Origin of the sequence: Spirillospora sp. NPDC029432, from assembly GCF_040703975.1 — a bacterium.
Lineage (GTDB): Bacteria > Actinomycetota > Actinomycetes > Streptosporangiales > Streptosporangiaceae > Spirillospora.
In genome coordinates this window covers 82,221-105,051 of record NZ_JBEZWH010000013.1, presented here as the reverse complement: position 1 = coordinate 105,051, position 22,831 = coordinate 82,221, and the positions used below count along the sequence as shown (strand labels likewise).

The 22,831-nt window shown below is 74.0% G+C and carries 22 protein-coding genes; 10 read left to right on the top strand and 12 right to left on the bottom strand.

Annotated features, from left to right (window positions below; genetic code table 11):
- The first annotated feature begins 5 nt into the window (after positions 1 to 5).
- Positions 6 to 794: an ABC transporter ATP-binding protein gene (locus tag AB0881_RS13525; RefSeq protein ID WP_366616903.1), complete on the top strand. Its 789-nt coding sequence runs from the start codon at positions 6 to 8 to the stop codon at positions 792 to 794.
- Positions 795 to 960: 166 nt separating this feature from the next.
- On the opposite strand, the gene AB0881_RS13520 is transcribed toward AB0881_RS13525, so the two are convergent.
- The 7 genes from AB0881_RS13520 to AB0881_RS13490 all read right to left on the bottom strand — a co-directional run bounded on the left by AB0881_RS13520 (position 961) and on the right by AB0881_RS13490 (position 10,258).
- The gene (locus tag AB0881_RS13520) at positions 961 to 2,781 is read right to left on the bottom strand and encodes a bifunctional 3'-5' exonuclease/DNA polymerase (protein WP_366616902.1); all 1,821 of its coding nucleotides are present in this window, start codon (positions 2,779 to 2,781) and stop codon (positions 961 to 963) included.
- Between the two features lie 90 nt (positions 2,782 to 2,871).
- Positions 2,872 to 3,378 (bottom strand): DUF4234 domain-containing protein, encoded by a 507-nt coding sequence (locus tag AB0881_RS13515; protein WP_366616900.1) that lies wholly within the window; start codon positions 3,376 to 3,378, stop codon positions 2,872 to 2,874.
- Positions 3,379 to 3,547: 169 nt separating this feature from the next.
- Positions 3,548 to 5,170: a metallophosphoesterase family protein gene (locus tag AB0881_RS13510; RefSeq protein ID WP_366616898.1), complete on the bottom strand. Its 1,623-nt coding sequence runs from the start codon at positions 5,168 to 5,170 to the stop codon at positions 3,548 to 3,550.
- Positions 5,171 to 5,266: 96 nt separating this feature from the next.
- On the bottom strand, positions 5,267 to 6,928 hold the full coding sequence (locus tag AB0881_RS13505) for a cation acetate symporter (RefSeq protein ID WP_366616896.1): 1,662 nt from the start codon (positions 6,926 to 6,928) through the stop codon (positions 5,267 to 5,269).
- Positions 6,925 to 7,281 carry a DUF485 domain-containing protein gene (locus tag AB0881_RS13500; protein ID WP_366616894.1) on the bottom strand — a complete coding sequence of 119 codons (357 nt, stop codon included), beginning with the start codon at positions 7,279 to 7,281 and terminating at the stop codon, positions 6,925 to 6,927. The genes AB0881_RS13505 and AB0881_RS13500 overlap by 4 nt, the downstream gene beginning before the upstream one ends.
- A gap of 421 nt (positions 7,282 to 7,702) precedes the next feature.
- Entirely contained in the window at positions 7,703 to 8,623 is a 921-nt protein-coding gene (locus AB0881_RS13495; RefSeq protein WP_366616892.1) for a diacylglycerol kinase family protein, read from the bottom strand.
- 3 nt (positions 8,624 to 8,626) lie between these two features.
- Positions 8,627 to 10,258 carry an FAD-binding oxidoreductase gene (locus AB0881_RS13490; protein WP_366616890.1) on the bottom strand — a complete coding sequence of 544 codons (1,632 nt, stop codon included), beginning with the start codon at positions 10,256 to 10,258 and terminating at the stop codon, positions 8,627 to 8,629.
- A 17-nt stretch (positions 10,259 to 10,275) separates the two neighbouring features.
- On the opposite strand from AB0881_RS13490, the gene AB0881_RS13485 reads away from it, so the two are divergent.
- The 4 genes from AB0881_RS13485 to AB0881_RS13470 all read left to right on the top strand — a co-directional run bounded on the left by AB0881_RS13485 (position 10,276) and on the right by AB0881_RS13470 (position 13,964).
- Positions 10,276 to 10,872, top strand: coding sequence for a TetR/AcrR family transcriptional regulator (locus tag AB0881_RS13485; protein WP_366616889.1), 597 nt, complete (start codon positions 10,276 to 10,278; stop codon positions 10,870 to 10,872).
- Positions 10,869 to 12,440, top strand: a complete 1,572-nt coding sequence (locus tag AB0881_RS13480; protein WP_366616887.1) for a glycerol-3-phosphate dehydrogenase/oxidase — start codon at positions 10,869 to 10,871, stop codon at positions 12,438 to 12,440. Before AB0881_RS13485 ends, AB0881_RS13480 begins: the two co-directional genes overlap by 4 nt.
- A 97-nt stretch (positions 12,441 to 12,537) precedes the next feature.
- The gene (locus AB0881_RS13475) at positions 12,538 to 13,479 is read left to right on the top strand and encodes a sucrase ferredoxin (RefSeq protein WP_366616886.1); all 942 of its coding nucleotides are present in this window, start codon (positions 12,538 to 12,540) and stop codon (positions 13,477 to 13,479) included.
- A gap of 188 nt (positions 13,480 to 13,667) precedes the next feature.
- Positions 13,668 to 13,964, top strand: a complete 297-nt coding sequence (locus AB0881_RS13470; protein WP_156215350.1) for a WhiB family transcriptional regulator — start codon at positions 13,668 to 13,670, stop codon at positions 13,962 to 13,964.
- A 276-nt stretch (positions 13,965 to 14,240) separates the two neighbouring features.
- On the opposite strand, the gene AB0881_RS13465 is transcribed toward AB0881_RS13470, so the two are convergent.
- From AB0881_RS13465 to AB0881_RS13450, 4 genes are all read right to left on the bottom strand, one after another.
- The gene (locus AB0881_RS13465) at positions 14,241 to 14,927 is read right to left on the bottom strand and encodes a dienelactone hydrolase family protein (protein WP_366616885.1); all 687 of its coding nucleotides are present in this window, start codon (positions 14,925 to 14,927) and stop codon (positions 14,241 to 14,243) included.
- A complete protein-coding gene (locus tag AB0881_RS13460; RefSeq protein ID WP_366616884.1) occupies positions 14,924 to 15,679 on the bottom strand; it encodes a phosphoribosyltransferase family protein in 756 nt (251 codons plus the stop codon). Before AB0881_RS13460 ends, AB0881_RS13465 begins: the two co-directional genes overlap by 4 nt.
- Before the next feature lie 89 nt (positions 15,680 to 15,768).
- Positions 15,769 to 16,728, bottom strand: a complete 960-nt coding sequence (locus AB0881_RS13455; protein ID WP_366616882.1) for an aryldialkylphosphatase — start codon at positions 16,726 to 16,728, stop codon at positions 15,769 to 15,771.
- A gap of 61 nt (positions 16,729 to 16,789) precedes the next feature.
- Positions 16,790 to 17,815: a YihY/virulence factor BrkB family protein gene (locus AB0881_RS13450; protein ID WP_366616880.1), complete on the bottom strand. Its 1,026-nt coding sequence runs from the start codon at positions 17,813 to 17,815 to the stop codon at positions 16,790 to 16,792.
- A 592-nt stretch (positions 17,816 to 18,407) separates the two neighbouring features.
- On the opposite strand from AB0881_RS13450, the gene AB0881_RS13445 reads away from it, so the two are divergent.
- From AB0881_RS13445 to AB0881_RS13425, 5 genes are read left to right on the top strand one after another with little or no spacing between them, the layout of a single operon-like run.
- The gene (locus tag AB0881_RS13445; protein ID WP_366616879.1) at positions 18,408 to 20,078 is read left to right on the top strand and encodes a nitrite/sulfite reductase; all 1,671 of its coding nucleotides are present in this window, start codon (positions 18,408 to 18,410) and stop codon (positions 20,076 to 20,078) included.
- Positions 20,079 to 20,090: 12 nt separating this feature from the next.
- On the top strand, positions 20,091 to 20,270 hold the full coding sequence (locus AB0881_RS13440) for an Insertion element protein (protein WP_366616877.1): 180 nt from the start codon (positions 20,091 to 20,093) through the stop codon (positions 20,268 to 20,270).
- Positions 20,267 to 20,977, top strand: coding sequence for a phosphoadenylyl-sulfate reductase (locus AB0881_RS13435; RefSeq protein WP_366616876.1), 711 nt, complete (start codon positions 20,267 to 20,269; stop codon positions 20,975 to 20,977). The genes AB0881_RS13440 and AB0881_RS13435 overlap by 4 nt, the downstream gene beginning before the upstream one ends.
- A complete protein-coding gene (locus AB0881_RS13430; protein WP_366616874.1) occupies positions 20,959 to 21,717 on the top strand; it encodes a sirohydrochlorin chelatase in 759 nt (252 codons plus the stop codon). Before AB0881_RS13435 ends, AB0881_RS13430 begins: the two co-directional genes overlap by 19 nt.
- A 57-nt stretch (positions 21,718 to 21,774) precedes the next feature.
- Positions 21,775 to 22,017 (top strand): hypothetical protein, encoded by a 243-nt coding sequence (locus AB0881_RS13425; protein WP_366616873.1) that lies wholly within the window; start codon positions 21,775 to 21,777, stop codon positions 22,015 to 22,017.
- A gap of 11 nt (positions 22,018 to 22,028) precedes the next feature.
- Here the strand turns inward: AB0881_RS13425 and AB0881_RS13420 are convergent, their stop codons facing one another.
- Positions 22,029 to 22,679 (bottom strand): DUF1707 domain-containing protein, encoded by a 651-nt coding sequence (locus AB0881_RS13420; RefSeq protein WP_366616871.1) that lies wholly within the window; start codon positions 22,677 to 22,679, stop codon positions 22,029 to 22,031.
- Between the last annotated feature and the right edge of the window lie 152 nt (positions 22,680 to 22,831).

Sequence of the window (22,831 nt, the reverse complement as noted above, 5' to 3'; positions counted from 1 at the left end):
ACACCATGCTAGAGATCAACGAACTGACGCACCGCTACGGCGACCACACCGTACTGTCCGGCCTGGACCTCAAGGTCGCGGCCGGGGAGCTGGTCAGCATCGTGGGGCCGTCCGGCTGCGGCAAGTCCACGCTGCTGCGCGCCATCGCCGGGCTCGTCCCGCCGACGGGCGGCAAGGTGGTGCTGAACGGGAAGCCGATCGACGGCGTCCCCGACGACCTGGCCGTGGTCTTCCAGGACTACAGCCGGTCGCTGATGCCGTGGCTGACCGTGCGCGACAACGTGGCGCTGCCGCTGCGCCGGCGCGGCAAGGGCAAGAAGGATCGGCGCGCCGCCGCGCAGGAGGCGCTGGAGCAGGTCGGCCTCGCCGACGCCGGCCGCAAGTACCCCTGGCAGCTGTCGGGCGGCATGCAGCAGCGGGTGTCGATCGCCCGCGCGCTGGCGTACCGGCCGACGCTGCTGCTGATGGACGAGCCGTTCGGCTCGGTCGACGCGCAGACCCGCGAGGACCTGGAGGACCTGGTGCTACGGGTGCACCGGGACGGCGGCATGACGATCCTCCTGGTCACCCACGACATCGACGAGAGCGTCTACGTCGGCGACCGGGTCGTGGTGCTGGCCCGCAACCCGGGCCGGGTGCGCGCCGAGCTGCCGGTCGGCCTGCCCGCCTCCCGCGACCAGATCGAGACGCGCGGGCTGCCGGAGTTCGTCCGCCTCCGCGCCGAGGTCGGCCGCCTCGTACGCGGCAGCGCCCAGGACGGGCCCGGGAACGAGCCCGTCGACGTCACCAAGTAGCCGCACGGAAAGCCGCGCCCGCGAACGACCTCGCGGGCGCGGCTTTCTCATGCCCACCACGGGACGGACACGCAGCCCGCACAGCAGGACACCGCACACGCGGCACACAGGCGACAGCGCACAGACGGCAGCGTGCGCGGCACACCAGGTGGGACGCCGGGTGGGGTCACTTGGCGTCGGCGTAGCTGGTGACGGTCGCGATCTCCATGGGGAAGACGACCGGGGTGCGGTCGAACAGCAGGCGGGCCGCCTCGCGTGATGAGGCGTGGATGGCGTCGGCGACCTGGTCGGCCAGGGCGTCGGGGGTGTGGACGATGACCTCGTCGTGCTGGAAGAAGACCAGGCGGGGCGGGCCGAGGACGGTCAGCCGGCGGCGCAGCGCGGCCAGCAGCGCCAGCGCCCAGTCGGCCGCCGTGGCCTGAACGACGAAGTTGCGGGTGAAGCGGCCGCGGGCGCGCAGCGCCTGCGCCGCGGTGGCCTGGCCGGACCGGCCCGCGCCCTCCTCGCCGGCGGCGGTCAGCCGCCGCCAGCCGGCCGACGGCGGCGGGCAGGTGCGGCCCAGCCGGGACCGGACCAGCTCGCCGCGCTCGCCCGCGCGGGCGGCCGCCTCCACGTAGCCGAACGCCTGCGGGAACCTGCTCTTGAGCACCGCGAGCAGCTGTACGGCCTCGCCGGTGCCGCCGCCGTACATCGCGGACAGCAGGGCGATCTTGGCCTTGTCGCGGGCGCTCATGCCTCCACCGGCGGTGCCGCTGAACGCGTCGGACAGCGCGGCGTACAGGTCGCCCTCTGCGGCGGCCGCGGCGAACGCCCGGTCGCCGGCGAGCGCGGCCAGCACCCGCGGCTCCAGCTGCGCGGCGTCGGCGACGACCAGCGACCAGCCGGGATCGGCGACCGCCGCCTGCCGCAGCACCCGCGGGATCTGCAGGGCGCCGCCGCCGTTGGTGGCCCAGCGGCCCGAGACCACGCCGCCGACGACGTACTCCGGCCGGAAGCGGCCGTCGCGCACCCAGGTGTCGGCCCACGACCAGCCGTGCGCGGTGTGCAGCCGGGACAGCTCCTTGTACTCCAGCAGCAGCGGGACGGCCGGATGGTCGAGCCGCTTGAGCACGTGCGCGCGGGTCGAGTCGACGGGCAGCCCCACGGACGCGAACGCCTTGAGGATCTGCGCGGGCGAGTCGGGGTTGACCGGGCGGCGCAGCCCGAACGCGGCGCTGATCCGATCGGCGAGGTCCTGCAGCCTGCGCGGCCGCATCCCGCCGGACGGGCGCGGGCCGAGCAGGCCGGTGAGCACGGCGTCGTGCCGCTCCGCCGACCAGGGCAGCCCGTCGTGGCTCATCTCGGCGGCCACCAGCGCGCCCGCCGACTCGGCCGCCGCGAGCAGCGCGAACCCCGGCAGCCCGGCGATCCGCCGCTGCTGCTCGGCGTGCACGGCCAGGATGCGCTCCAGGTCGCCCGCGCCGCCGGGCTCGGGATCGTCCGCGCCGGTGCCGGGCACGGCGGCGGGCTCCCGTACGGCCGCGACGCCGGTCACGCTGTCGCCGAACGCGCCGTCCTCGCCGTCGCCCTCTTCGTCGCCTCCGGAAGGTGCCGGGGACGGGAGCAAGTCGCCGGTGTCGAACAGGAGGCCCTGGGGATCGGCCTCGGCCGGGGGCGGCGGGTCGTCGGGAACGGGCTCGCCGTGCAGCCGCGCCCACGCGGCCCGTACCGAACGCGGCTCCCCGTAGCGCCCGGCGTGCCCGAGCAGCAGCGTCTCGACCAGCTCCAGGTCGTGGCAGCGGCCGACGCGCACGCCCGCGCCGAGCAGCCGCGGGTAGAGCCGCGCGGTGGACGGCCACACCCAGCGCGGGGACGCGGCGCGCTCGTGCGCGGCGATGGCCGCCACCAGGTCGGGAACGGTCTCGGCGGGCGCGGCGGGCGAGCCGTCCTCGGACAGCCGGTGCAGCGTGCCGCCGCCGTCCGGTCCCGCCGCCACCGCGATCCTCACCCGCCCATTGTGGACGGTGGCACCGACAGAACGCGGAACCCCTCCGCGCCAGGGAGCGCGGAGGGGTTCCGATGCGGGCCCGCGGCCGGGTCAGGCGGCCAGGGAGACCTGCTGGCCGGGCTGGGTGTCGCCGTACCGGTCCACGATCTTGTTGAGCTGGATCTGGTAGTAGAGCACGCCGAAGCCGAGGATGCCGAGCAGGAAGCCGATCCCGCCGCTGCAGGACGGCTGGAGGCCGGCGGCGCGCTGGGCCTGGGCGATGCGGCCGCCCAGCTTGACGTACATGATCAGCGGCCAGATGCCGAGCGTGACGAAGCCGAAGATCATCGACAGCAGCGCGTTGGTGGCGGCGTCGCCGACCCGGCGGTCGTAGTTGAAGAGCTCGGCGTGCACCTTGAAGAACCAGACCAGGCCGTAGATGCCGAACGTGATGATCGGCAGGCCGAGCCAGGCGCCGATCGGGTTGCGGCGCTTCATGTTGTAGCCGGTCGCGGCGGCCGCGGGCGCGTGCTGCTGGGCGGGCACGGGCGCCTGCTGGCCGCCGTACTGGGGCTGCTGCTGGTACGGCTGCGCCTGGCCCTGCTGGGGGTAGCTCATCGCGTGTTCACTCCCGGGGGCGTGGCCGCGCGCGGCGCGGCGCCCCGTTTCGAGGATCCTTGATTGATGACGTTCGACTGTACGGCAGAAGGACCGCGCCACATGTAGGGAAACATCAGATTTTCCCGAGTTCACCGATACTTATCCCGAGAACACCGTTCTGTCGCGCTCAGCGCAGCGCGATCGTCACCTCGTCCTCGCACGGCGGCCGGGCCTCGTGGTCGCCGCACCCGGTCACGCCGTAGCACCGGATGCGCAGCTCCGCCGGGGTGACGTCCACGCGCAGGAAGCTCTTGAAGAACGGCGGCCGGTCCCAGTCGGCCATCTCCGACCGGAACCGCTGCGGGAGCCTGCGCACCGGGAGCCGCGTCATCCCGGGCCGCCACCGCCCGTCGCGCGGCACGCCGAGCGCCCACGCGACGAACCGCACCCGCAGCGGCGGCTTCGCGGTCCCCGTGCCGGGCCCCGCCGCGACGGGAGCGCCGCCCTCCGCCGCGCCCTCGCCGTCCAGGCCCTTGGCGGACGACGCGAGCGACCCGGTGCCGCCGTAGCCGCGGCCGGGGTTGATGCCGAGCCGGTGGCGGACGGCCTGGGTCGCCTCTTCGGGCGTCAGCTCGAACAGCTTCGGCATCCGCAGCACCCGGCCGTACAGCTTGCTGTAGCGCGACAGCGAGTCGCCGCGCAGCGGGTAGCAGCGGAAGTCGTCCTCGTCCACCAGGCGCGTCTTGGGGATGGTGTGGGTGGCGTGCATGAACGCGCCGCCGCCCCCGGCGACCACGTACTGCACCGTCCGGTCGCCGACGCGCATCGGGTAGCGCTGGTAGTTGTGGATGTCGCCGCCGATCGCCGCGACGTAGTTGTGCGCCGGGTCCTTCACGATCGCGTCGACCGTGCCGCCGCCCTCGATCCTCCCGGGCTTGGCGCGGTCGTCGACGTACAGCGGCTTGCCGGTGATGAGCAGCTTGGGCCGCGGCCCGGCGGACACCTCGCGCAGCCACTCCCCCTGGTCGCGGTCGATGCCGCCGGTGATGCCGGTGTCGATGGCGACGATCCGCAGCGCCGGGGTGTCGATGGCCCAGTAGGGGCCGGGCTGCACGGCGCGCTGCCCGGGAGCGCCGCGGTACTTCTCGCGCGCCGCCGCGAGCGCCGCCTCGTCGATCTCGCCGGGCCGCCGCCACAGCAGCCGCGCGATCGGCCCGAACGGCCCGCGCCACGGGTCCGGCCTGCAGTTCATGTCGAGGTCGCAGAACACGCGCAGGAAGCCGCGCAGCCCGTCGTACCAGTCGTGGTTGCCCGGGACGGCGTAGACCGGCCCCGGGTAGTCGCGGTACGGCCGGAAGAACTTGTCCGGGTAGTCGGCCGCCTCCCCCGCCGGGTAGACGACGTCGCTGGCGACGACCATGAAGTCGGTGCCGGCGCCGGCGTTCAGCATCGGCGGCACGACCGCGTACTGCGAGCGGTCGCCCTCCCCCGGGTCCCCGAGCACGACGAACGAGAACGACTCGTCCGGCCGGTGCATGGTGAACCCGGCGCGGGTGCCGCGCTCGGCGAGCGCGGCGACGCAGCGGCGGCGGATGCCGTTGGACGGGTCGCCGAACAGCTCGGCGACGACGTCGTTGCGGGAGCGCCACAGCACCAGCGGCCGCCGCCAGGAGAACCGCGGGACGCGGTCGGGCATCAGGTCGTAGAAGCCGCCGCGGGTGCGGCAGGCCCAGCCGGCCCCCTCCTCCGAGGTACGCGAGTTGGCCGGTGCGGGTTCCTGGTCCGGTGCCGTCGCGTCCTCGGCGCGCACTCACTACCTCCGTGGGGGGGGGACACGCGGGTAACGGTGATGATCGTACAGCGGCGGCACCGCCCGCAGGGGGCGGTGCCGCGCTTTACGGGACGGTCAGTGCGCGCCCTTGCCGGTGAGGGCGCGCACCTCCAGCTCGGCGTACTTGTCGTCGGTGCGTTCCTTGGAGAGAACCGTTCCCAGGTACGCGCACAGGAACCCGAGGGGAATGGAGATGAGGCCCGGGTTCTGCATCGGGAACGGCGCCACGATCGTCTCGCTGAACAGCGCGTCCGGGTTGCCCTTGGGCAGGGTCGCGGACTTGCCGCCCCACGCGATCGAGCTGCACATCACCAGCGCGACGGCCGAGACGAGCCCGCCGTAGATGCCGGCGACCGCGCCGACGGTGTTGAACCGCTTCCAGAACAGCGAGAACAGCAGCGTCGGCAGGTTCGCGGACGCGGCGACCGCGAACGCGAGCGCGACGAGGAACGCCACGTTCAGGCCGCGGGCGAAGATGGACAGCACGATCGCGACCGCGCCGATGACCAGCGCGGCGATCCGCGCCATCCGCACCTCGTCGCGCTCGCTGGCCTGGCCGCGCTTGAAGACGTTCGCGAACAGGTCGTGCGCGAACGACGACGAGGACGCCAGCGTGAGCCCGGCGACCACGGCCAGGATCGTCGCGAACGCCACCGCCGCGATGACCGCCAGGAAGATCGCGCCGCCGGTGGAGCCGGGGCCGCCGCCGAGGTGCTCGGCGACCTGGACGGCGGCGGTGTTGCCGCCCTTGTCCTGCGCCGCGACCGCCTTGCTGCCGACGAGCGCCGCCGCGCCGAACCCGATGACCAGCGTCATCAGGTAGAACACGCCGATGATGCCGATCGCCCAGTTCACCGAGGCACGGGCGGCCTTGGAGTTGGGGACGGTGTAGAAGCGGATCAGGATGTGCGGCAGCCCGGCGGTGCCGAGCACCAGCGCCAGCCCGAGCGAGAGCAGGTCGAGCTTGGACCACATGTCGGTGGCGCCGTACTTCAGGCCCGGCTTCAGGAACGCGTCGCCCTTGCCGCTGGCGTCGGCGGCGGCGCCCAGCAGGGAGGAGAGGTTGAAGCCGTACTTGGCCAGGATCCACACGGTCATGACGGCGGCGCCGGTCATCAGCAGCACGGCCTTGACGATCTGCACCCAGGTGGTGCCCTTCATGCCGCCGACCGTGACGTAGAAGATCATCAGCGCGCCGACGACCACGATCGTCCAGATCTTGGCGGCCTCGCCCTCGGCGCCCAGCAGCAGCGCGACCAGCGCGCCCGCGCCGACCATCTGGGCCAGCAGATAGAAGATCGAGACGACGATCGTGGAGATGCCGGCCGCGGCCCGCACCGGGCGCTGCCGCATCCGGAACGCCAGCACGTCGGCCATCGTGAACCGGCCGGAGTTGCGCAGCATCTCGGCGACCAGCAGCAGCGCGACGAGCCAGGCCACCAGGAAGCCGATCGAGTACAGGAAGCCGTCGTAGCCGGAGAGCGCGAACATGCCGGCGATGCCGAGGAACGAGGCGGCCGACATGTAGTCGCCGCCGATCGCCAGCCCGTTCTGCACGGCGCTGAACTGGCGGCCGCCGGCGTAGAAGTCGGCGGCGGTGCGGGTCTGCCGGCTCGCCCAGATCGTGATCCAGAGCGTGAGCGCGACGAAGACGGCGAAGAGGATCAGCGAGAACACGCGGTGCTCGTTCTCGGCGGGCGCGGCCAGCAGCTGCGGCGCGGCGAGCGTTCCGGTCACTTGCCCTCCTCCTCGGTGCCGGCGGGGGCGGCCGGGCCGACGGCCGCGGCGAGCGGTTCGAGCCTGCGGCGGGCGTACCGCTCGTACGCCCAGGCGATGAGGAAGGTGGAGAGGAACTGGAGCAGGCCGAAGACCAGCGCCACGTTGATCTCACCGACGACCTTGGTGCCCATGAAGCCGCGCGCGTACGCCGACAGCACGACGTACAGCAGGTACCAGGCCAGGAACGCCACGGTCATCGGGAGCACGAAGCGGCGGAAGCTCGATTTCAGCTTCTGGAACTCCGGGCTCCGGTTCATCTCCAGGAAGGCCTCGTGGTCCAGGTCAGGGGAGTCGGGAGAGTCAGGTTTCACACACACCTCCGGCGGGCGTGGCCCCGCCCGGTCGTCCTGCCATGCGTCATCCCGCCATGCCATCGCGGGAGCCGCGGGCAGAGCGGTACCGGCGGGGCCGTTGGGCGGCCATTTGACCAAGAAGTTGGCCGGCGCCAATAGAGGAGGTGATCCGGTCGATGCGGGTCCGATGCCGGAACGAGATCCCGATCTCACTCAGCGTGATGACGGGAGGGCCGTAAACGGGCGCCGGTGCCAACCCCCATGGACACCGGCGCCCTCACGACCCGGGTGCCCGCGGGCATCATGAGTCCCCCCAGAACGGCGAAGCTCTCGCCTTCTCATGATGCCTCCGCAGACGACCCGAAGGTCCCTGAAGAGGGACGTTGTCCACGCTATCCGGGCGTCCGTAATGCGGGCGTAAATCGCCCCATACGCCGTCTCAAAATCGTCCGGGGGGATCCTCGGGCGGATCCGCGGGGGCCAGCACCCGCAGCGCGGCGGGCATGATCCGGGCGGTCACCGGGAGTGTTCCCGGCAGCTCGCCGTCCGCGCCGTACGGGAGCGTCCGGCCGGGCTCGGCCAGCTCGATCCGCACCTCGCGGCCGCGCAGCACCTCGACCTGCGGCCGGCGGACGTGCGAGCCGTCCGACAACTCGCGCATCACCGCGAAGAACAGCGGGCGCGGGGCGTCCCCGATCACGACGATGTCGAGCAGCCCGTCGTCCACCCGCGCTCCCGGGGCGATCCGGCGGCCGAACCCGTAGTAGCCCGAGTTGGCCGCAACGACCGTGTAGCCGCGGCGCTCCAGCACCTCGCCGTCCACCGTGATCCGGTACGCGGCGGGCCGCCAGGTCGCCATCGCCCGCAGCGCGCCGACGTAGTACGACGCCTGCCCGCGCAGCAGCCGGGACTTGTTGGCGTTGTCGTTGGCCACGGCGTCGACGCCCGCGTACACGCTGCCCAGCACCGGCGTCCCGTTCGCCTCGACCGCGTCCACCGGCCGCGGCTCGCCCTCCAGCAGCAGTTCCGCCAGCTCCGCCGGCCCGGACGGGACGCGCAGCTGCCGGGCGAAGTCGTTGCCGCGGCCCGCCGGGACGATGCCGAACACCGCACCCGTCCCCGCCAGCGCGCCCCCCACGCAGCCGACCATGCCGTCGCCGCCCACGCCGAGCACCACGTGCCCCGCCCCGGCCGCGCCGCGCGCGAGCGCGGTGGCGTGCTCCAGCCCGCGGGTGTACTCCACGACGACCTCGGCCCCGGCGTCGCGCAGCAGCCGGGCCAGCGGGACGAGCCTCGCCGCCGCGGCCGAGCCGCCGGCGGACGGGTTGACGAGCGCGGTGAACGTACGGGGGGACGGCACGGCTTACTCCTTGTGAGGGACGGCGCGCGGCGGGCCCGCCTCGACCAGGATGCCCGGATTGAGGATGCCGCGCGGGTCGACCCGCGCCTTGACCGCCCGCAGCACCTCCATGCCGAGCGGGCCGATCTCGCGGGCGTACCAGTCGCGGTGGTCGGTGCCCACCCCGTGGTGGTGGCTGATCGTGCCGCCGGCGGCGATGATCGCGTCGTTGGCGGCGTGCTTGGCGCGGGCCCAGTGCGCGACGGCGTCGTCGGCGCCCTGCGCGGAGACCACGGTGAAGTAGAGCGACGCGCCGGCCGGGTAGACGTGCGAGATGTGGCACATGACCAGCGGCGGCGTGCCCGCGCCCGACAGCTCGCGGATGAGGGCGGCCCGCACCGCCTCGTACAGGGCGGGGATCCCGGACCAGAACGCTGCGGTCTCCAGCGTCTCGGCGAACGCCCCGGCGTCCAGGAGGGAGTCGCGCAGGTACGGGGCGTTGAAGCGGCCGTGCTCCCACTTCTCCCCCGGCCCGGCGCCCAGCGGCTCGCCGCCCGCCGCGGCCAGCACGGCGCCCGCCGCCGCCCGCCGCGCCTCGATCTCGCCGGGCGTCCCCTCGTACCCCAGCACCGCCAGGCAGCCCGCGGCGCCCGGGGGCGCGGCGCCGATCGCGGCCGGATCGGCCAGCCCGATCATGGTCTCGGTCTCGTCCGACAGCCGCAGCACCACCGGCGGCGGGCCGTCCTGGGCGAGCCGGGGCAGCGCCGCGGCGCCGCGCTCGAACGACGGGAAGCGCCACCCCTCGTACGCGGCCGCCTCGGGCACCGGCCGGACCCGCGCCGTCACCGACGTGATCACGCCGAACGCGCCCTCCGAGCCCAGCACGAGCTGCCGCAGGTCCGGGCCGGCGGCGGACTTGGGCGCGCGGCCCAGGTCGAGGGTGCCCTCGGGGGTGGCGACGGTGAGCCCGGCGACCATGTCGTCGAAGCGCCCGTACCCGGCGGACGCCTGCCCGCTGGACCGGGCGGCGGCGAACCCGCCGATCGTGGCCCACTCGTAGGACTGCGGGAAGTGCCCCAGCGTGAAGCCGTGCTCGCGCAGCAGCCGCTCGGCGTCCGGGGCGCGCAGCCCCGGCTGGAGCACGGCCGTGCGGGACACGGGGTCGACGGAGACGAGCGCGTCCATGCGGCGCAGGTCGAGCGTGACGAACGCGTCCACGCCCTCCGGGGCGAGGCCGCCGACGACGGACGTGCCGCCGCCGAACGGGACGACCGCGACGCCGTGCTCGGCGCAGGCCGCCAGCACGGCCAGGACCTCGTCGTGCGATCCGGGCAGCACGACCGCGTCGGGCGCGTCCGCGACCTCGCCCGCGCGGACGCGCAGCAGGTCGGGGGTCGACTTGCCGCGGGTGTGCCGGATCCGCGCCTCGGGGTCGGTGCGCACGTGCCCGGGCCCGCCGGCCGCCCCGGCGAGCGCCGCCAGGACGGCGTCCGGCAGGCGCGGCTCCGGTACGGCGATGCCGTCCAGCGGGACGGGCGGCGCGGCCGCGGGCCGTACGCCGAGCAGATCCCGCAGCAGGCCGACCACCGTCTCCGGCAGCGGCGTGGCCCTGGCGGGGTCGCCCCACCCGCTCCACAGCATGTCCCGCGTCTCCATGTCTTACACTGTGACATATGACGTCAGAACGTCACAAGAGGACCGGCGACGACCGGGTGCTGGACGCGGCCCGCGACTGCGTGCTGGCCGTGGGCGTGCGCCGCACGACGCTGACCGACATCGCGCGGCGCGCCGGCGTCTCGCGCATGACCCTCTACCGGCGCTGGCCCGACGTCCGCACGATCGTGGGCGACCTGATGACCCGCGAGTGGCTGGCCGCCGCGCTCGGCGCGCAGCCCCCCGCCGGCACCGGCCCGGCGCGGGCGCGGCTGGTGGCGGGCCTGGTCGAGGGCGTCCGGGCGGTCCGCTCGCACCCGCTGCTCCGCAAGATCATCGAAGTCGATCCCGAACTGCTGCTGCCGTACATGCTCGACCGCCTCGGCACCAGCCAGCTGGCGTTCCTGGAGATGTTCGAGGGCACGCTGCGGGAAGGGCACGCGGACGGCTCGATCCGGCCCGGCCATCCCGCCCGGCAGGCCCGCGCGCTGCTGCTGGTCGTCCAGTCGTTCGCCCTGTCCGCGCGGACGGTGACCGGCGGCGGCGATCCGGAACTGGACGACGCCGCGTTCGACACCGAGCTGGCGCACATCCTGGAGAGGACCCTCGCCCCATGACCCCTCCCCCCGCCGCCCCCGGGCGCTCCTCCCTGAACGCCGCCCGCCGCGAGCGCGAGCTGGCCGCCCTGCCGGACGAGGTCGTCGACGTCCTGGTCGTCGGGCTCGGCGCCACCGGAGCCGGGGCCGCGCTGGACGCCGCCGCGCGCGGCCTGAGCGTCGCCGCGATCGACGCCCGCGACCTGGCGTTCGGCACCTCCCGCTGGAGCTCCAAGCTGATCCACGGGGGTCTGCGCTACCTGGCCTCCGGGCAGGTGGACGTGGCGTATGAGAGCGCCGTCGAGCGCGGCGTCCTGATGGCGCGCACCGCCCCGCACCTGGTGCGGGCGCTGCCGTTCGTGCTGCCGCTGACGCCGCTGGTGCCGCACCGCCAGGCCGCGCTGACCCGCGCCGGGCTGGCCGCCGGGGACGCGCTGCGGGCGGCCGCCGGCACCCCGCGCGCCCTGCTGCCGGGCCCGCGCCGGCTGTCGGCCGTCGAGACGCTCCGGCTGGCGCCCGCGCTGCGCCCGCACGGGCTGCGCGGCGGCCTGCTGTCCTGGGACGGGCAGCTCGCCGACGACGCCCGGCTGGTGACGGCGATCGCCCGTACCGCCGCCGCGCACGGGGCCCGGATCCTCACCCGCTGCCGGGCGCTGGCCGTCACCGGCGACGGCGCCGAGGTCCGGGACGAGCTGACCGGGCGGACGCTCACCGTCCGCGCCCGGTCGGTGATCAACGCGGCCGGGGTGTGGGCCGGCGGGCTGGTGGACGGCGTGCGGCTGCGGCCCTCGCGCGGCACCCATCTGGTGGTCCGCGCCGAGAGCCTGGGCGGCCTGACGGCGGGCGTGCAGGTGCCGGTGCCCGGCGCGACCGCCCGCTTCCTGCTGGTGCTCCCCCAGGGCGACGGCCGGGTCTACGTGGGCCTCACCGACGAGCCGGCCGACGGCCCGATCCCCGACGTGCCCGTGCCGTCCGAGGGCGAGATCGGGTTCCTGCTGGACATCCTGGGGTCGGCGCTCGACCTGCCGGTGCGGCGCGCGGACGTCGCGGGCGCCTACGCGGGCCTGCGCCCGCTCCTGGACGACGGGCAGGGCGCCACCGCCGACATCTCGCGCCGCCACCAGGTGCTGACCTCGGCGGACGGCGTCGTCACGGTCGTCGGCGGCAAGCTCACCACGTACCGGCGGATGGCCCAGGACGCGGTGGACGCCGTGCTCGCGGGCGGCCGGGTGGAGTGCGGGCGGCCGAGCCGCACGGCGCGGATCCCCCTGGTCGGCGCCGCGCCGCCGGACCGGCTGGCCCGGCTGGACGCGCCGCGCCGCCTCGTCCGCCGGTACGGGACGGAGGCGCCGCTGCTGGCCGCGCTCGCGCGGGAGGAGGGCGCCGGGGCACTGGAGCCGGTGGTCCCAGGCCTGCCGGTCACGCGCGCGGAGCTGGACTGGGCCGTCCGGCACGAGGGGGCCCTGGACGCGGGCGACCTGCTCGACCGGCGGACCCGCATCGGGCTGGTCGCGGCCGACCGCGACGCGGCCCTCCCGGCGGCCGAGACCGCACTCACCAGGCAAGGAATCGTCCCGGATTCGGTATGACGAGCGTCACCTGGCACCCCTCGGCGGAGTGAGTTAGGTTACCCTAACCTAATAATCGACGATCGCCATGACCCGACGGAGAGCTGGGGGGGACGGCTTGACGCGCCGCGACAGCTGCGAGCACTGCCCGGGCAGCCACTCGGGCGAACGGCCGTGCCTGGCCAGTGCCACGGTGAAGGCGCACAGCTGGCTGCTCATCGAGCACCCCGGCCCGTGGCCCGAGCGGATCGAGCACCTCGCCGACTCCGCCGCCTGCCCCGCCCCGATCGCCGAGACCGTGCGCGCCGCCCTGGCCGCCGGGGTCCGGCCGCAGCTGATCCGCAGGGCGGGCCGGCGGCGGCGCGTCCCGCCCGTCCAGGTGTACGCGGGGTTCTCGGGAGACGGCGCGGGCTCCGGCCGGGCGTGGCTGGAGGGCCGGGAGCTGGACGATCCCGCCGCGCTGGCGGACCTGGACCTGCGCGCGCTGGCCGCCGGCGAGCGGCCCGGCTTCGGCGATCCGGTGGACGACCCGGTGCTGCTGGTCTGCACGCACGGCCGCCGCAACGCCTGCTGCGCCCGCACGGGGGCGCCGCTGGCCCGATACCTGTCCGCGCGTTTCGACCCTTTTGTGTGGGAAACAACCCACGTCGGCGGCGATCGCTACGCAGCCAATCTCGTATGTCTTCCCCACGCTCTGTACTACGGCGACCTTGGCCCCAAGGAGGCCACGGCGGCGATCGAGGCGTACCTGAACGGCCAGGTCACGACGGACCGGCTGCGCGGCAGGGCCGGGCGGCCCGAACCCGTGCAGGCGGCCGAGCACTTCGTGCGGGAGCATTCGAAGATCTTCGACATCGACGCCGTGACCGTGGAATCGGTCACCGGAACGGGACCGTACGAGGCGCTGGTGCGCGCTCGGCAGAACCGTTACCGAGTGATCTTTCAGAGCGTCGTACCGCCCGATCCGTGCGGCCAGGAGTACGGCTCCGAGTGCCGGGAGAACCTCCGGACCTACATTGTTAGGGACATCACCCTTCTCAACGAAGCGGCCCTCGTGTAATCTCTCCAAGGCCCCATTTAGAGGGTCTCCCTGTCGCACGGCCCCTCGGTCGCCCGGCGAACCGGGCGGAGGGGAACAGAGCGGCAACTCCAGACGTTGGACCATTCGGCGCTTCAGACACCTGTCTTCGGAGCATGTCGAGCGTCCATGTCGTTTTTTGTTCGTAAACCAACCAAGGTGGGTGTTCCATGGCTCAGGTACGTCGGCAGGCAAACCTCCCTCGTCCCAGCTGGGGCTGGCAGGACGCCGCGGCGTGCCGGGGGGAAGACCTCGTGCTCTTCTTCGGCCCCGACGGCGAGCGTCAGCCCGAGCGCGAGATTCGCGAGCGCAAGGCCAAGCAGATCTGCATGGGCTGCCCCGTCCGCTCGGACTGCCTGGACTACGCGGTGTCCCGGCCCGAGAAGTACGGCACGTGGGGCGGCCTCAACGAAGACGAGCGCGCGTCCGAGCGCCGGCGCCGCATGCGCCGCGCCAACGCCGCCTGACGCCGCCTGACCAGGCGCCGCAAGGGCTCCCCTCGCGCACCCCGGCACGCCACCGGAATCAGAACGTACGGCCCCGCCCGGCGGGGCCGTTTGCGTTGCCCGCTCCGGCGGGACGCGCAAACGGCCCCGCCGGACGTTCTACTACCGCCCCTACTACCACTCCGGCCGCTTCTCCGCGCGCCCTTTCAGCGAATCCTTGAAAACCGATCACGGCCGCCAATCCGGGAATGGCGCGCGCGACCTTCCCTGATACCGCACCCGGCCCGGCAATGCGGGCTATTTCCGCAAATTCGCGGTGAACCATTCCGCGCTCCGCCGGGCCACCTCTTCCAGCGCGCCCGGCTCCTCGAACAGGTGCCCGGCCCCCGCGACCAGCGCCAGCGCGTGCCCGCCCGCCGGGTCCATCCGCTCCAGCGCCCGCTCGTTCAGCGACAGGACCTCCAGGTCACGGCTCCCGACCAGCAGGAGCGTGGGCGCCCGCACCTCCTCCAGCGCGTGCGCCGCCAGGTCCGGCCGCCCGCCCCGCGACACCACCGCCGCCACGTCGTCCGGCGCGGCCGCGGCGGCGACCAGCGCGGCCGCGGCGCCCGTGCTGGCACCGAACAGCCCCACCGGCCCGCGCACGGCCCGCGACGCCCCCGACGCCCCTGCCGCGTCCCCCGCGGCCCGGTCGTCGGCCCGCACCCAGTCCACGACCCGGCCCAGCCGCCCGGCCAGCAGCGGGACGTCGAACCGCAGCCGGGCGCTGCACCGGTCGCTCTCCTCCTCCTCGGCCGTCAGCAGGTCGAACAGCAGGGTGCCGAAGCCGTGCGCGTTCAGCGCGGCGGCGACCCGCCGGTTGCGCGGGCTGTGCCGCCCGCTGCCGCTGCCGTGGGCGAAGACCACCACGCCGCGGGCGCCGGCCGGCTCCACCAGGTCGCCCTCCAGCCGGACGTCGCCGGCCGGAAGGTGAACGCTGCTCACCGGCCCTCCTCCCGCTCCCGGGCGGCGCGCTCCAGCAGGCCGGTCACGTCCGCGTCGGCGAGCTGCTCGAAGTGGCCGTACCACTGGCCGACCGCCCGGAACGACCACGGCGCCGCGAGGACGACGACCTCGCCGGACGCGCCCCCCTCCGCCGCGGCCGCCGCGGCCACCTCGGCTACCTCGGCTTCCAGGGCCCGCACGGTCTCGGCGGCGCCCACCGGGACCGCCAGCACCAGCCGGGCCGGCCCGCGCCCGCGCAGGGCCCGCACCGCCGCGCGGGCCGTGCCGCCGGTCGCCAGCCCGTCGTCCACCACGATCACCGGCCGGCCCGCCACCTCGGGCAGCGGGCGCCCGCCCCGGTAGGTCCGGACGCGGCGCTCCAGCTCGGCGCGCTCGGCCGCCACCGTCGGGGCGAGGTCGGCGCGGTCCAGCCCGACCCGGGCCAGCAGGTCCTCGTCGAACACCGGCTCGCCGCCCTCGGCGATGGCCCCCACGCCCAGCTCCGGCTGCGGCGGATAGCCGATCTTGCGGGTCACCAGGACGTCCAGCGGTACGGGCCGCTCCGGGCTCGTCAGCCTGCGGGCGATCTCGTACCCGACCGGGACGCCGCCGCGCGGCAGCGCGAGGACCACGGCGCCGTCCAGGCCCAGCGGCACCAGCCGCTCGGCGAGCACCCGGCCCGCCTCGGCGCGGTCGGCGAACGGCAGCCGGACGGGAAGGTCGGTCTCGTGCGCCGTCCTGTTCCAGCGCATCGGGCGTCACCCCCTTCTGGGGACGCGGCGGAACACCTGTCGCCCTGTGACCTACCCATTTACGCCGCGCCCGCCCGGCGCCCGCGCGGTCAGGAACCGGTGGCGGCCAGCCAGCGGAGGGGGTTGTCGCGCACGATCGCGCGCAGCGCGGCCTCGTCGGCCCCGGCGGCCCGCAGCGCGGGCAGGAAGGTCTCGAACAGGTAGCCGAAGCCGGTGCCGCCGTACCGGGTGATCTGGGTCATCCGGGAGACGCCGGTGCTCAGCAGGAGCCGGTCGGCGTGCCCGCCGTCCAGGAACTCCATCACGTTGCGGACCCGGCGGTCCAGCGCCTCGGGGTCGCCCGCGGCCAGCCCCAGGGAGCCGAACGACACGTACGCCCCGGCCTCGGCGATCTTGCGGTGCGCGGCCGGCTCGTCCACCAGGTCCTGGTGGCCCACCGCGACCCGGTGCGGGGGCAGCCCGGCGGCGGTGAGGATCTCCAGCTGGGTCAGCCCGGCGCGGCCGTGGGTGGCCACCGCGAGGCCGGAGTAGCGGGCGGCCTGGGCGGCGGCGCGCAGGCAGCGCTCCTCGGCGGCGGTCGGGGCCTCGCCCCAGGTGCCGATCTCGCCGATGACGCCCGGCAGCGCGTTGGTGCCGTCCATGCCGAAGCCGATCTCGGCCAGCAGCCGCTCGGCCAGCTGCTCGACGCCGGACTCGGCGACGTAGGCGGGGTGGAACGGCTCGGCGAGGAAGCCGGTGCCGGCGACCACCGCGACCCGGGAGCCGGCGGCGATCCGGGCCAGCGCGGCGGCGTTGCGGCCCATCCCGGTGCAGGTGAGGTCGACGACCAGGCCGAGGTCGTGCCCGGCGCGCAGCGCGTGGAGCTCGCGGGTGACCGGCTTCTCCTCGTCCAGCCAGCGGCGCGGGTCGTCGTCCAGCAGCGCGGGGCGGGCCGGCCAGCGCAGGTCGAGCTGGAGATGCTCGTGCGGCAGCACCGGTCCGGTGATGTCGGACGTCGAGATCGTTCCGGTCACGGTGCGCAGCCGTCCGGGCTCCTCGCGGGGGGTCATGGAACGCGAGGTTACGACACATTTAGCAATATCCGACCGCAAATCCGGACAGTTTTTACCTTCAGCCTCCCGCGGCCGCCTCTTCCCGCCGGGCCCGCGCCAGCGCCGTGCCGGGGCTCGGCCAGCGGCGGTCGATCTCGGCGTTCAGCGCGGCCCCGATCAGCACCGCCAGCGCCGCCACGTAGAGCCAGGCGAGCACCGCGATCGAGGCGGCCAGCGACCCGTACACCGACACCCCGGCCAGCGAGCCGGCCAGGTAGAGCCGGAGCGCAAAGCTGCCCAGGATCCAGATCAGCAGCGCGACCACCGCGCCCGGGACCTGGCGGAGCCAGGAGCTCCGCACCGGGACGCTCATGTGGTACAGCAGCGCGAGGAACGCGATCGACAGTGTCACCACGACCGGCCAGTACGCCACCGGGATGAACCCGGCGCTCTCCGGCAGCGCCTGCCGCACCAGCGCGGGCCCCGCCACCAGCAGCGGGATCAGCACGATCATGATCAGCAGCCCGATCAGGTAGAGCGCGAACGCGCGCAGCCGGGTGCGGATCACGCCGCGGATGCCCGACAGCCCGTACGCGATGGTGATCGTGTCGATGTAGACGTTGGTCGCCCGGGAGCCCGCCCACAGCGAGATCAGGAAGCTGATCGAGACGATGTCCGGGCTGCCGCCGCGGATCACGTCGTCGATCAGCGGCACCACCACCGAGTCCACCGCCGGCCCGGTCAGCACGGTCCGCGCCTGCTCGATCAGCCAGCCGCGGATCTCGGTCACCGTGCCGGGCCCGAGGACCCCGCGGAAGTGGCCCATGGTGCCGATCAGCCCGATCACCAGCGGCGGCAGCGACAGCAGCGCGAAGAACGCGGCCTCGGCCGCCAGCCCGGTCACCCGGTAGCGGAACGCGGCGACGGCGGTGTCGCGGACCAGCTGCCAGCAGATCCGCGGGACGGCGCGCGCCCGCCCGCGCGCGACGATCAGCCGCTCGCGCAGGCCGTTCCGGGACAGAGCGCGGAGCGCGGTCCCCCATCGCCCCGTGTCCGCGTCGCCCTCCTCCGCCGGGGTGCCCGTGGTGTCCGAAACCGTGGTCACACCGATACACCGTAGGGCGTCGTCCGCGTTCATACCCGCTTTGACGTACGGAACCGGTTTCCGGCCCAACATCACATCCGGCTCTCGGGGCATGGCGCGGAGCAGGCACCGGCGGGCGTCGGCGATAATCGAGGGGTGATCTGCCAAGCGTGCCGTGACCACCGCCACGAGGAGTGCCGTGGCGGGTCCTGGTGCGACTGCCAGCACAAGCCGTCCGCGCGGAGCGGGCGGAGCGCGGACGCCGCCGGCGAGAGCGGCGGAGCGCCGCCGGACGAGGCGGAGCGGTCCGAGCCGCGGGTGAACTGGAGGCGTCAAGGATGACGCATCTCACCTGTCCGCATGCCGGACGGAACTGGACAGCCCGCGAGACGGCATGTCAGAGTTCGGGTATGACTGCTGCGGATCCGTTGCTGGTGATGCGCCGGCACGTGGACTTCCTGCGCGTCCGCAGCGCGATCTGTCCGTGACGCCCCGACCACGCCCCCTGTATTAGACGGGCGCGTGGTGCATCGGCGTCACGTTCCACCCACTCCTGCTCAGCGTCGAGCCGGCCGCTCATGACTGCCGGTGCGCTACGCGTCCCCACCACACGATGGATGAGGATCGCGCCGTGCCACCTGCGACCAAGCGCAAGAAGGGCGAGGGCCAGTGGGCCCTCGGCTACCGAGAACCGCTCAACAAGAACGAAGAGAACAAGAAGAACGACGACGGGCTCAACGTCCGCAACCGGATCATCGAGATCTACTCGAAGACCGGCTTCGACTCGATCGACCCCGCCGACCTGCGCGGCCGGTTCCGCTGGATGGGCCTCTACACCCAGCGCAAGCCCGGCATCGACGGCGGCAAGACGGGCGCGCTCGAGGACGAGGAGCTCGAGGACCGCTACTTCATGATGCGGGTCCGCATCGACGGCGGGCAGCTGACCGGGGCGCAGCTGCGCACCATCGCGGACGTCTCGACCCGGTACGCTCGCGGCAGCGCCGACATCACCGACCGGCAGAACGTCCAGCTGCACTGGGTGCGGATCGAGGACGTCCCGGCGATCTGGGAGGCGCTGGAGGCCGTCGGCCTGCACACGATGGAGGCGTGCGGGGACGTCCCGCGCACCATCATCGGATGCCCGCTGGCCGGGATCGCGGCCGACGAGGTCATCGACCCGACGCCGCAGCTGCGCGACATCCACGACCGCTACATCGGCTCCCCCGAGTTCTCCAACCTGCCCCGCAAGTACAAGACGGCGCTGTCGGGCTGCACCGCGCACTGCACCGTCCACGAGATCAACGACATCGCGTACGTGGGCGTGGTGAACGAGGCCGGCGAGACCGGCTACCAGGTGTTCGTCGGCGGCGGGCTGTCCACCAACCCGATGTTCGCGCAGAGCCTCGGCGTGTTCGTCAAGCCGGAGCAGGCGACCGAGGTGTGGCACGGCGTCACCTCGATCTTCCGGGACTACGGCTACCGGCGGCTGCGCAGCCGCGCCCGGCTGAAGTTCCTGGTGAAGGACTGGGGCGCGGAGAAGTTCCGCGAGGTGCTGGAGAAGGAGTACCTCGGGTACGCGCTGCCCGACGGCCCCGAGCCGCCCCCGCCGGTCCGCCAGCGCGACCACGTGGGCATCCACCTCCAGAACGACGGCAACTACTACGTCGGTTTCGCCCCGCGGGTCGGCCGGGTGAACGGCGAGCTGCTCGGCACCATCGCCGACCTGGCCGAGCGGTACGGGTCGGGCCGGGTCGCCAACACGATCGAGCAGAAGATGGTGATCCTCGACGTCCCCGAGGAGAACACCGAGCCGCTGGCCGCCGCGCTGGCCGAGCACGACCTCCAGGTCCGGCCGTCCACGTTCCGCCGCCAGACGATGGCCTGCACCGGCATCGAGTACTGCAAGCTCGCGATCGTCGACACCAAGCAGCGCGCGATGGACCTGATGGACGAGCTGGAGAAGCGGCTGCCCGACTTCGACCAGCCGCTGACCATCAACGTCAACGGCTGCCCCAACGCCTGCGCCCGCATCCAGGTCGCCGACATCGGCCTCAAGGGCCAGCTGGTGGTGGACGAGAACGGCGACCAGGTGGAGGGCTTCCAGATCCATCTGGGCGGGCAGCTCGGCGCCACGTTCGGCAAGAAGGTCCGCGGGCTGAAGACCACCTCGGCCGGTCTCACCGACTACGTCGAGCGGGTCGTGCGGAAGTTCGACGAGCAGCGCACCGAGGGCGAGACGTTCGCCGCCTGGGTGCACCGCGCCGACGACGCCGACCTCAAGTAGGGACGGGCGGGAATGAGCGAGCGCGCGGCGCCCTTCTACTGCCCGTACTGCGGGGAGGAGCACCTGGAACCACGCGAGGAGCACGGGGCGTGGTACTGCGCCGACTGCGTCCGCTCCTTCCAGCTGAAGTTCCTCGGCGTCGGAGCCCCCCGAACGAACGCCTCCCAGGCGAGCAAGGAGAACGACCGGTGACGCTGCTGGAGACCGACAGACCGACTCTCGATCTCGAGGACATCGTCGAATCCGCCGCCGCGGCCCTGGAGGGCGCCTCCACGCTGGAGGTCATCCGGTGGGCCGCCGCCACGTTCGGCGACCGGATCTGCCTGACCTCCTCGATGTCGGACGCCGCCCTGATCCATCTGGTCTCGAAGGTCAAGCCCGGGATCGACGTGCTGTTCGTCGACACCGGCTACCACTTCGCCGAGACGATCGGCACCCGGGACGCGGTCGAGGCCGTGTACCCGGTGAACGTGATCAACGTGACGCCGTCCCGCACGGTCGAGGAGCAGGAGGCCGCGCTCGGCCCCCGGCTGCACGGCCGCAACCCGGACCTGTGCTGCCACCTGCGCAAGGTGGAGCCGCTGGGCCGGGCGCTGGAGGGCTACATGGCCTGGTTCAGCGGGATCCGCCGGGACGAGACCACCAGCCGCCGCGACCGCCGGGTCGTGGAGTGGGACCGCAAGCGCGGGATGGTCAAGGTCAACCCGATCCTGGACTGGTCGCAGGAGGACATGGACAACTACATGTCCGACAACGGCGTCATCGTGAACCCGCTCCACTACGACGGCTACCCCTCGATCGGCTGCGAGCCGTGCACCAGCCGCGTCGCGCCCGGCGAGGACCCGCGCAGCGGCCGCTGGGCCGGGATGGGCAAGACCGAATGCGGTATCCACCTGTGACTCGGCCGATGGTCGCGGTGGCGCACGGGAGCAGGGACCCGCGCGCCGCCGCCACCGTGGAGGAGCTGCTGGACGCCGTCCGGGCCCGCCGCCCGGACGTGCCCGTCCTGACGTCGTACCTGGACCACGCGCCGCCCGCGCCGGACCGGGTGCTGGACGGGCTCGCCGCCGGCGGGGCGGCGGGCGCCGTCGTCCTCCCCCTCCTGCTCACCGCCGCGTACCACAGCAAGTCCGATATCCCCGGCGTGCTGGCGCCGGTCCGCCGGCGGCACCCGCTGTTCGACGTCCGCACGGCCGCCACGCTGGGCCCGCACCCGCTCCTGATGGCGGCCCTGGAACGCCGGCTCGCCGAGGAGGGCGTGGAGATCGGCGACCCCGGGACGGCCGTCGTCCTGGTGTCGGCGGGGTCCAGCGACCCCTCGGCCAATGCCACGATCGGCCGGCTGGCCCGGGAGTGGCGGGACCGCGGCTGGCACGGCGTGGTCCCCGCCTACGCCTCCGCCGCCCGCCCCGCCCCCGCCGCGGCGGTCCGGGCCCTGTACGAGGCGGGCGCGCCCCGCGTCGCGGTCGCCTCGTACTTCATGGCCCCCGGCCACTTCGCCGACAAGGTCCGCACCGAGTCCCTGGCCGCCGGCGCCACGGCGGTCTCCCCCGCCCTCGGCGCCGCCCCGGAGCTGGCCGACCTGGTCCTGCTCCGCTACACCGAGGCCCTCGCCGCGACCACGGCCGCCGCCGTCTGATCCACCGCCGTCCACTGCGTTCCCGCATACCCTCGGCCCAGCGGGTATGCGGAACGTATGACCGATCGCGAAGACCTCGGGCACGAGCCCGAAGAGACCCATGACAAGCGGTTCGCCCCGGTGAACCGGGACGCGAACGGGCGCGGCCGCACCGTGCCCCGGGGCGGCGAGGGAGTCCCCGACGAGGGGCAGACCGTGCCCGCCGAGGAGGAGGGGATGTCCCGGCAGGAGGACGAGGCCGGCGGCACCGCCACGCCGGGCGTCGACGTGGGCCACCCGGACGCGGCCCCGCCCGACTGAGGCGGGCCCGCTCAGCCGCGGCGCGTCCGGCGCTCCTCCCACCAGGTCGTCAGGGCGCGGCGTACGGGGGCGTGGTGCTCGTCGTCGACGATCTTGACGTCGCCCATGACGGCGGTCGCCTGGATCCGTACCACCGGGACGGGCAGGCCGGCCTTCGCTTCGCGGACGAGGACCCTGCGGTCGCCGAGGATCGAGTGGCCGGTCATCCGCACCAGCACGCCGTCCGGGACGATCACCTTGACGTCGCCCATCACGGCGGTCGCGGTCACGGCGACCTCGCCGCTGGGGACCTGCGCGCCGCGCAGGTCGAGGACGACGTCGCCCATCACCGACAGCACCTCCAGGGGCTGGTCGATGCGGCCGACGATGCGCTCCTTGCAGTCGCCCATCACCGCGGTGAATCGGCGCTGGACCTGGAGCGGGGCGGGCTCGGCGCCGGGCGCGCCCATGCCCGGCAGGTCGCGGGTGATCGTGTCCAGGTCGCCGCGGGTCACCGCCAGGTAGGCGGCCTCGGTGCGCTCGGTCAGCTCCTCGAAGGTCAGCCGGCCCTCCACCGACGCCACCCGCAGCCGCTCGACGACGGTCTCGCGCTCGGCGTCGGAGGCCCGCAGGTCGGGATCGGGCGGGATCTGCGGCCGGTGATGCGGGGTGGGCTGACTCATGGTTCCGAAGGTATGCCCTCCGGCCCCCCGGGCAATCCGCCGCGCGGACGAGATCGCCCCGCGCCTTTGGGAGGACTCCTTCCACCGTTCCGAATGAGGTTCGGTATCCTGCCTGGTGGCGGCCTGTTTACCCGAGCGTTGCGGAGTGGCGG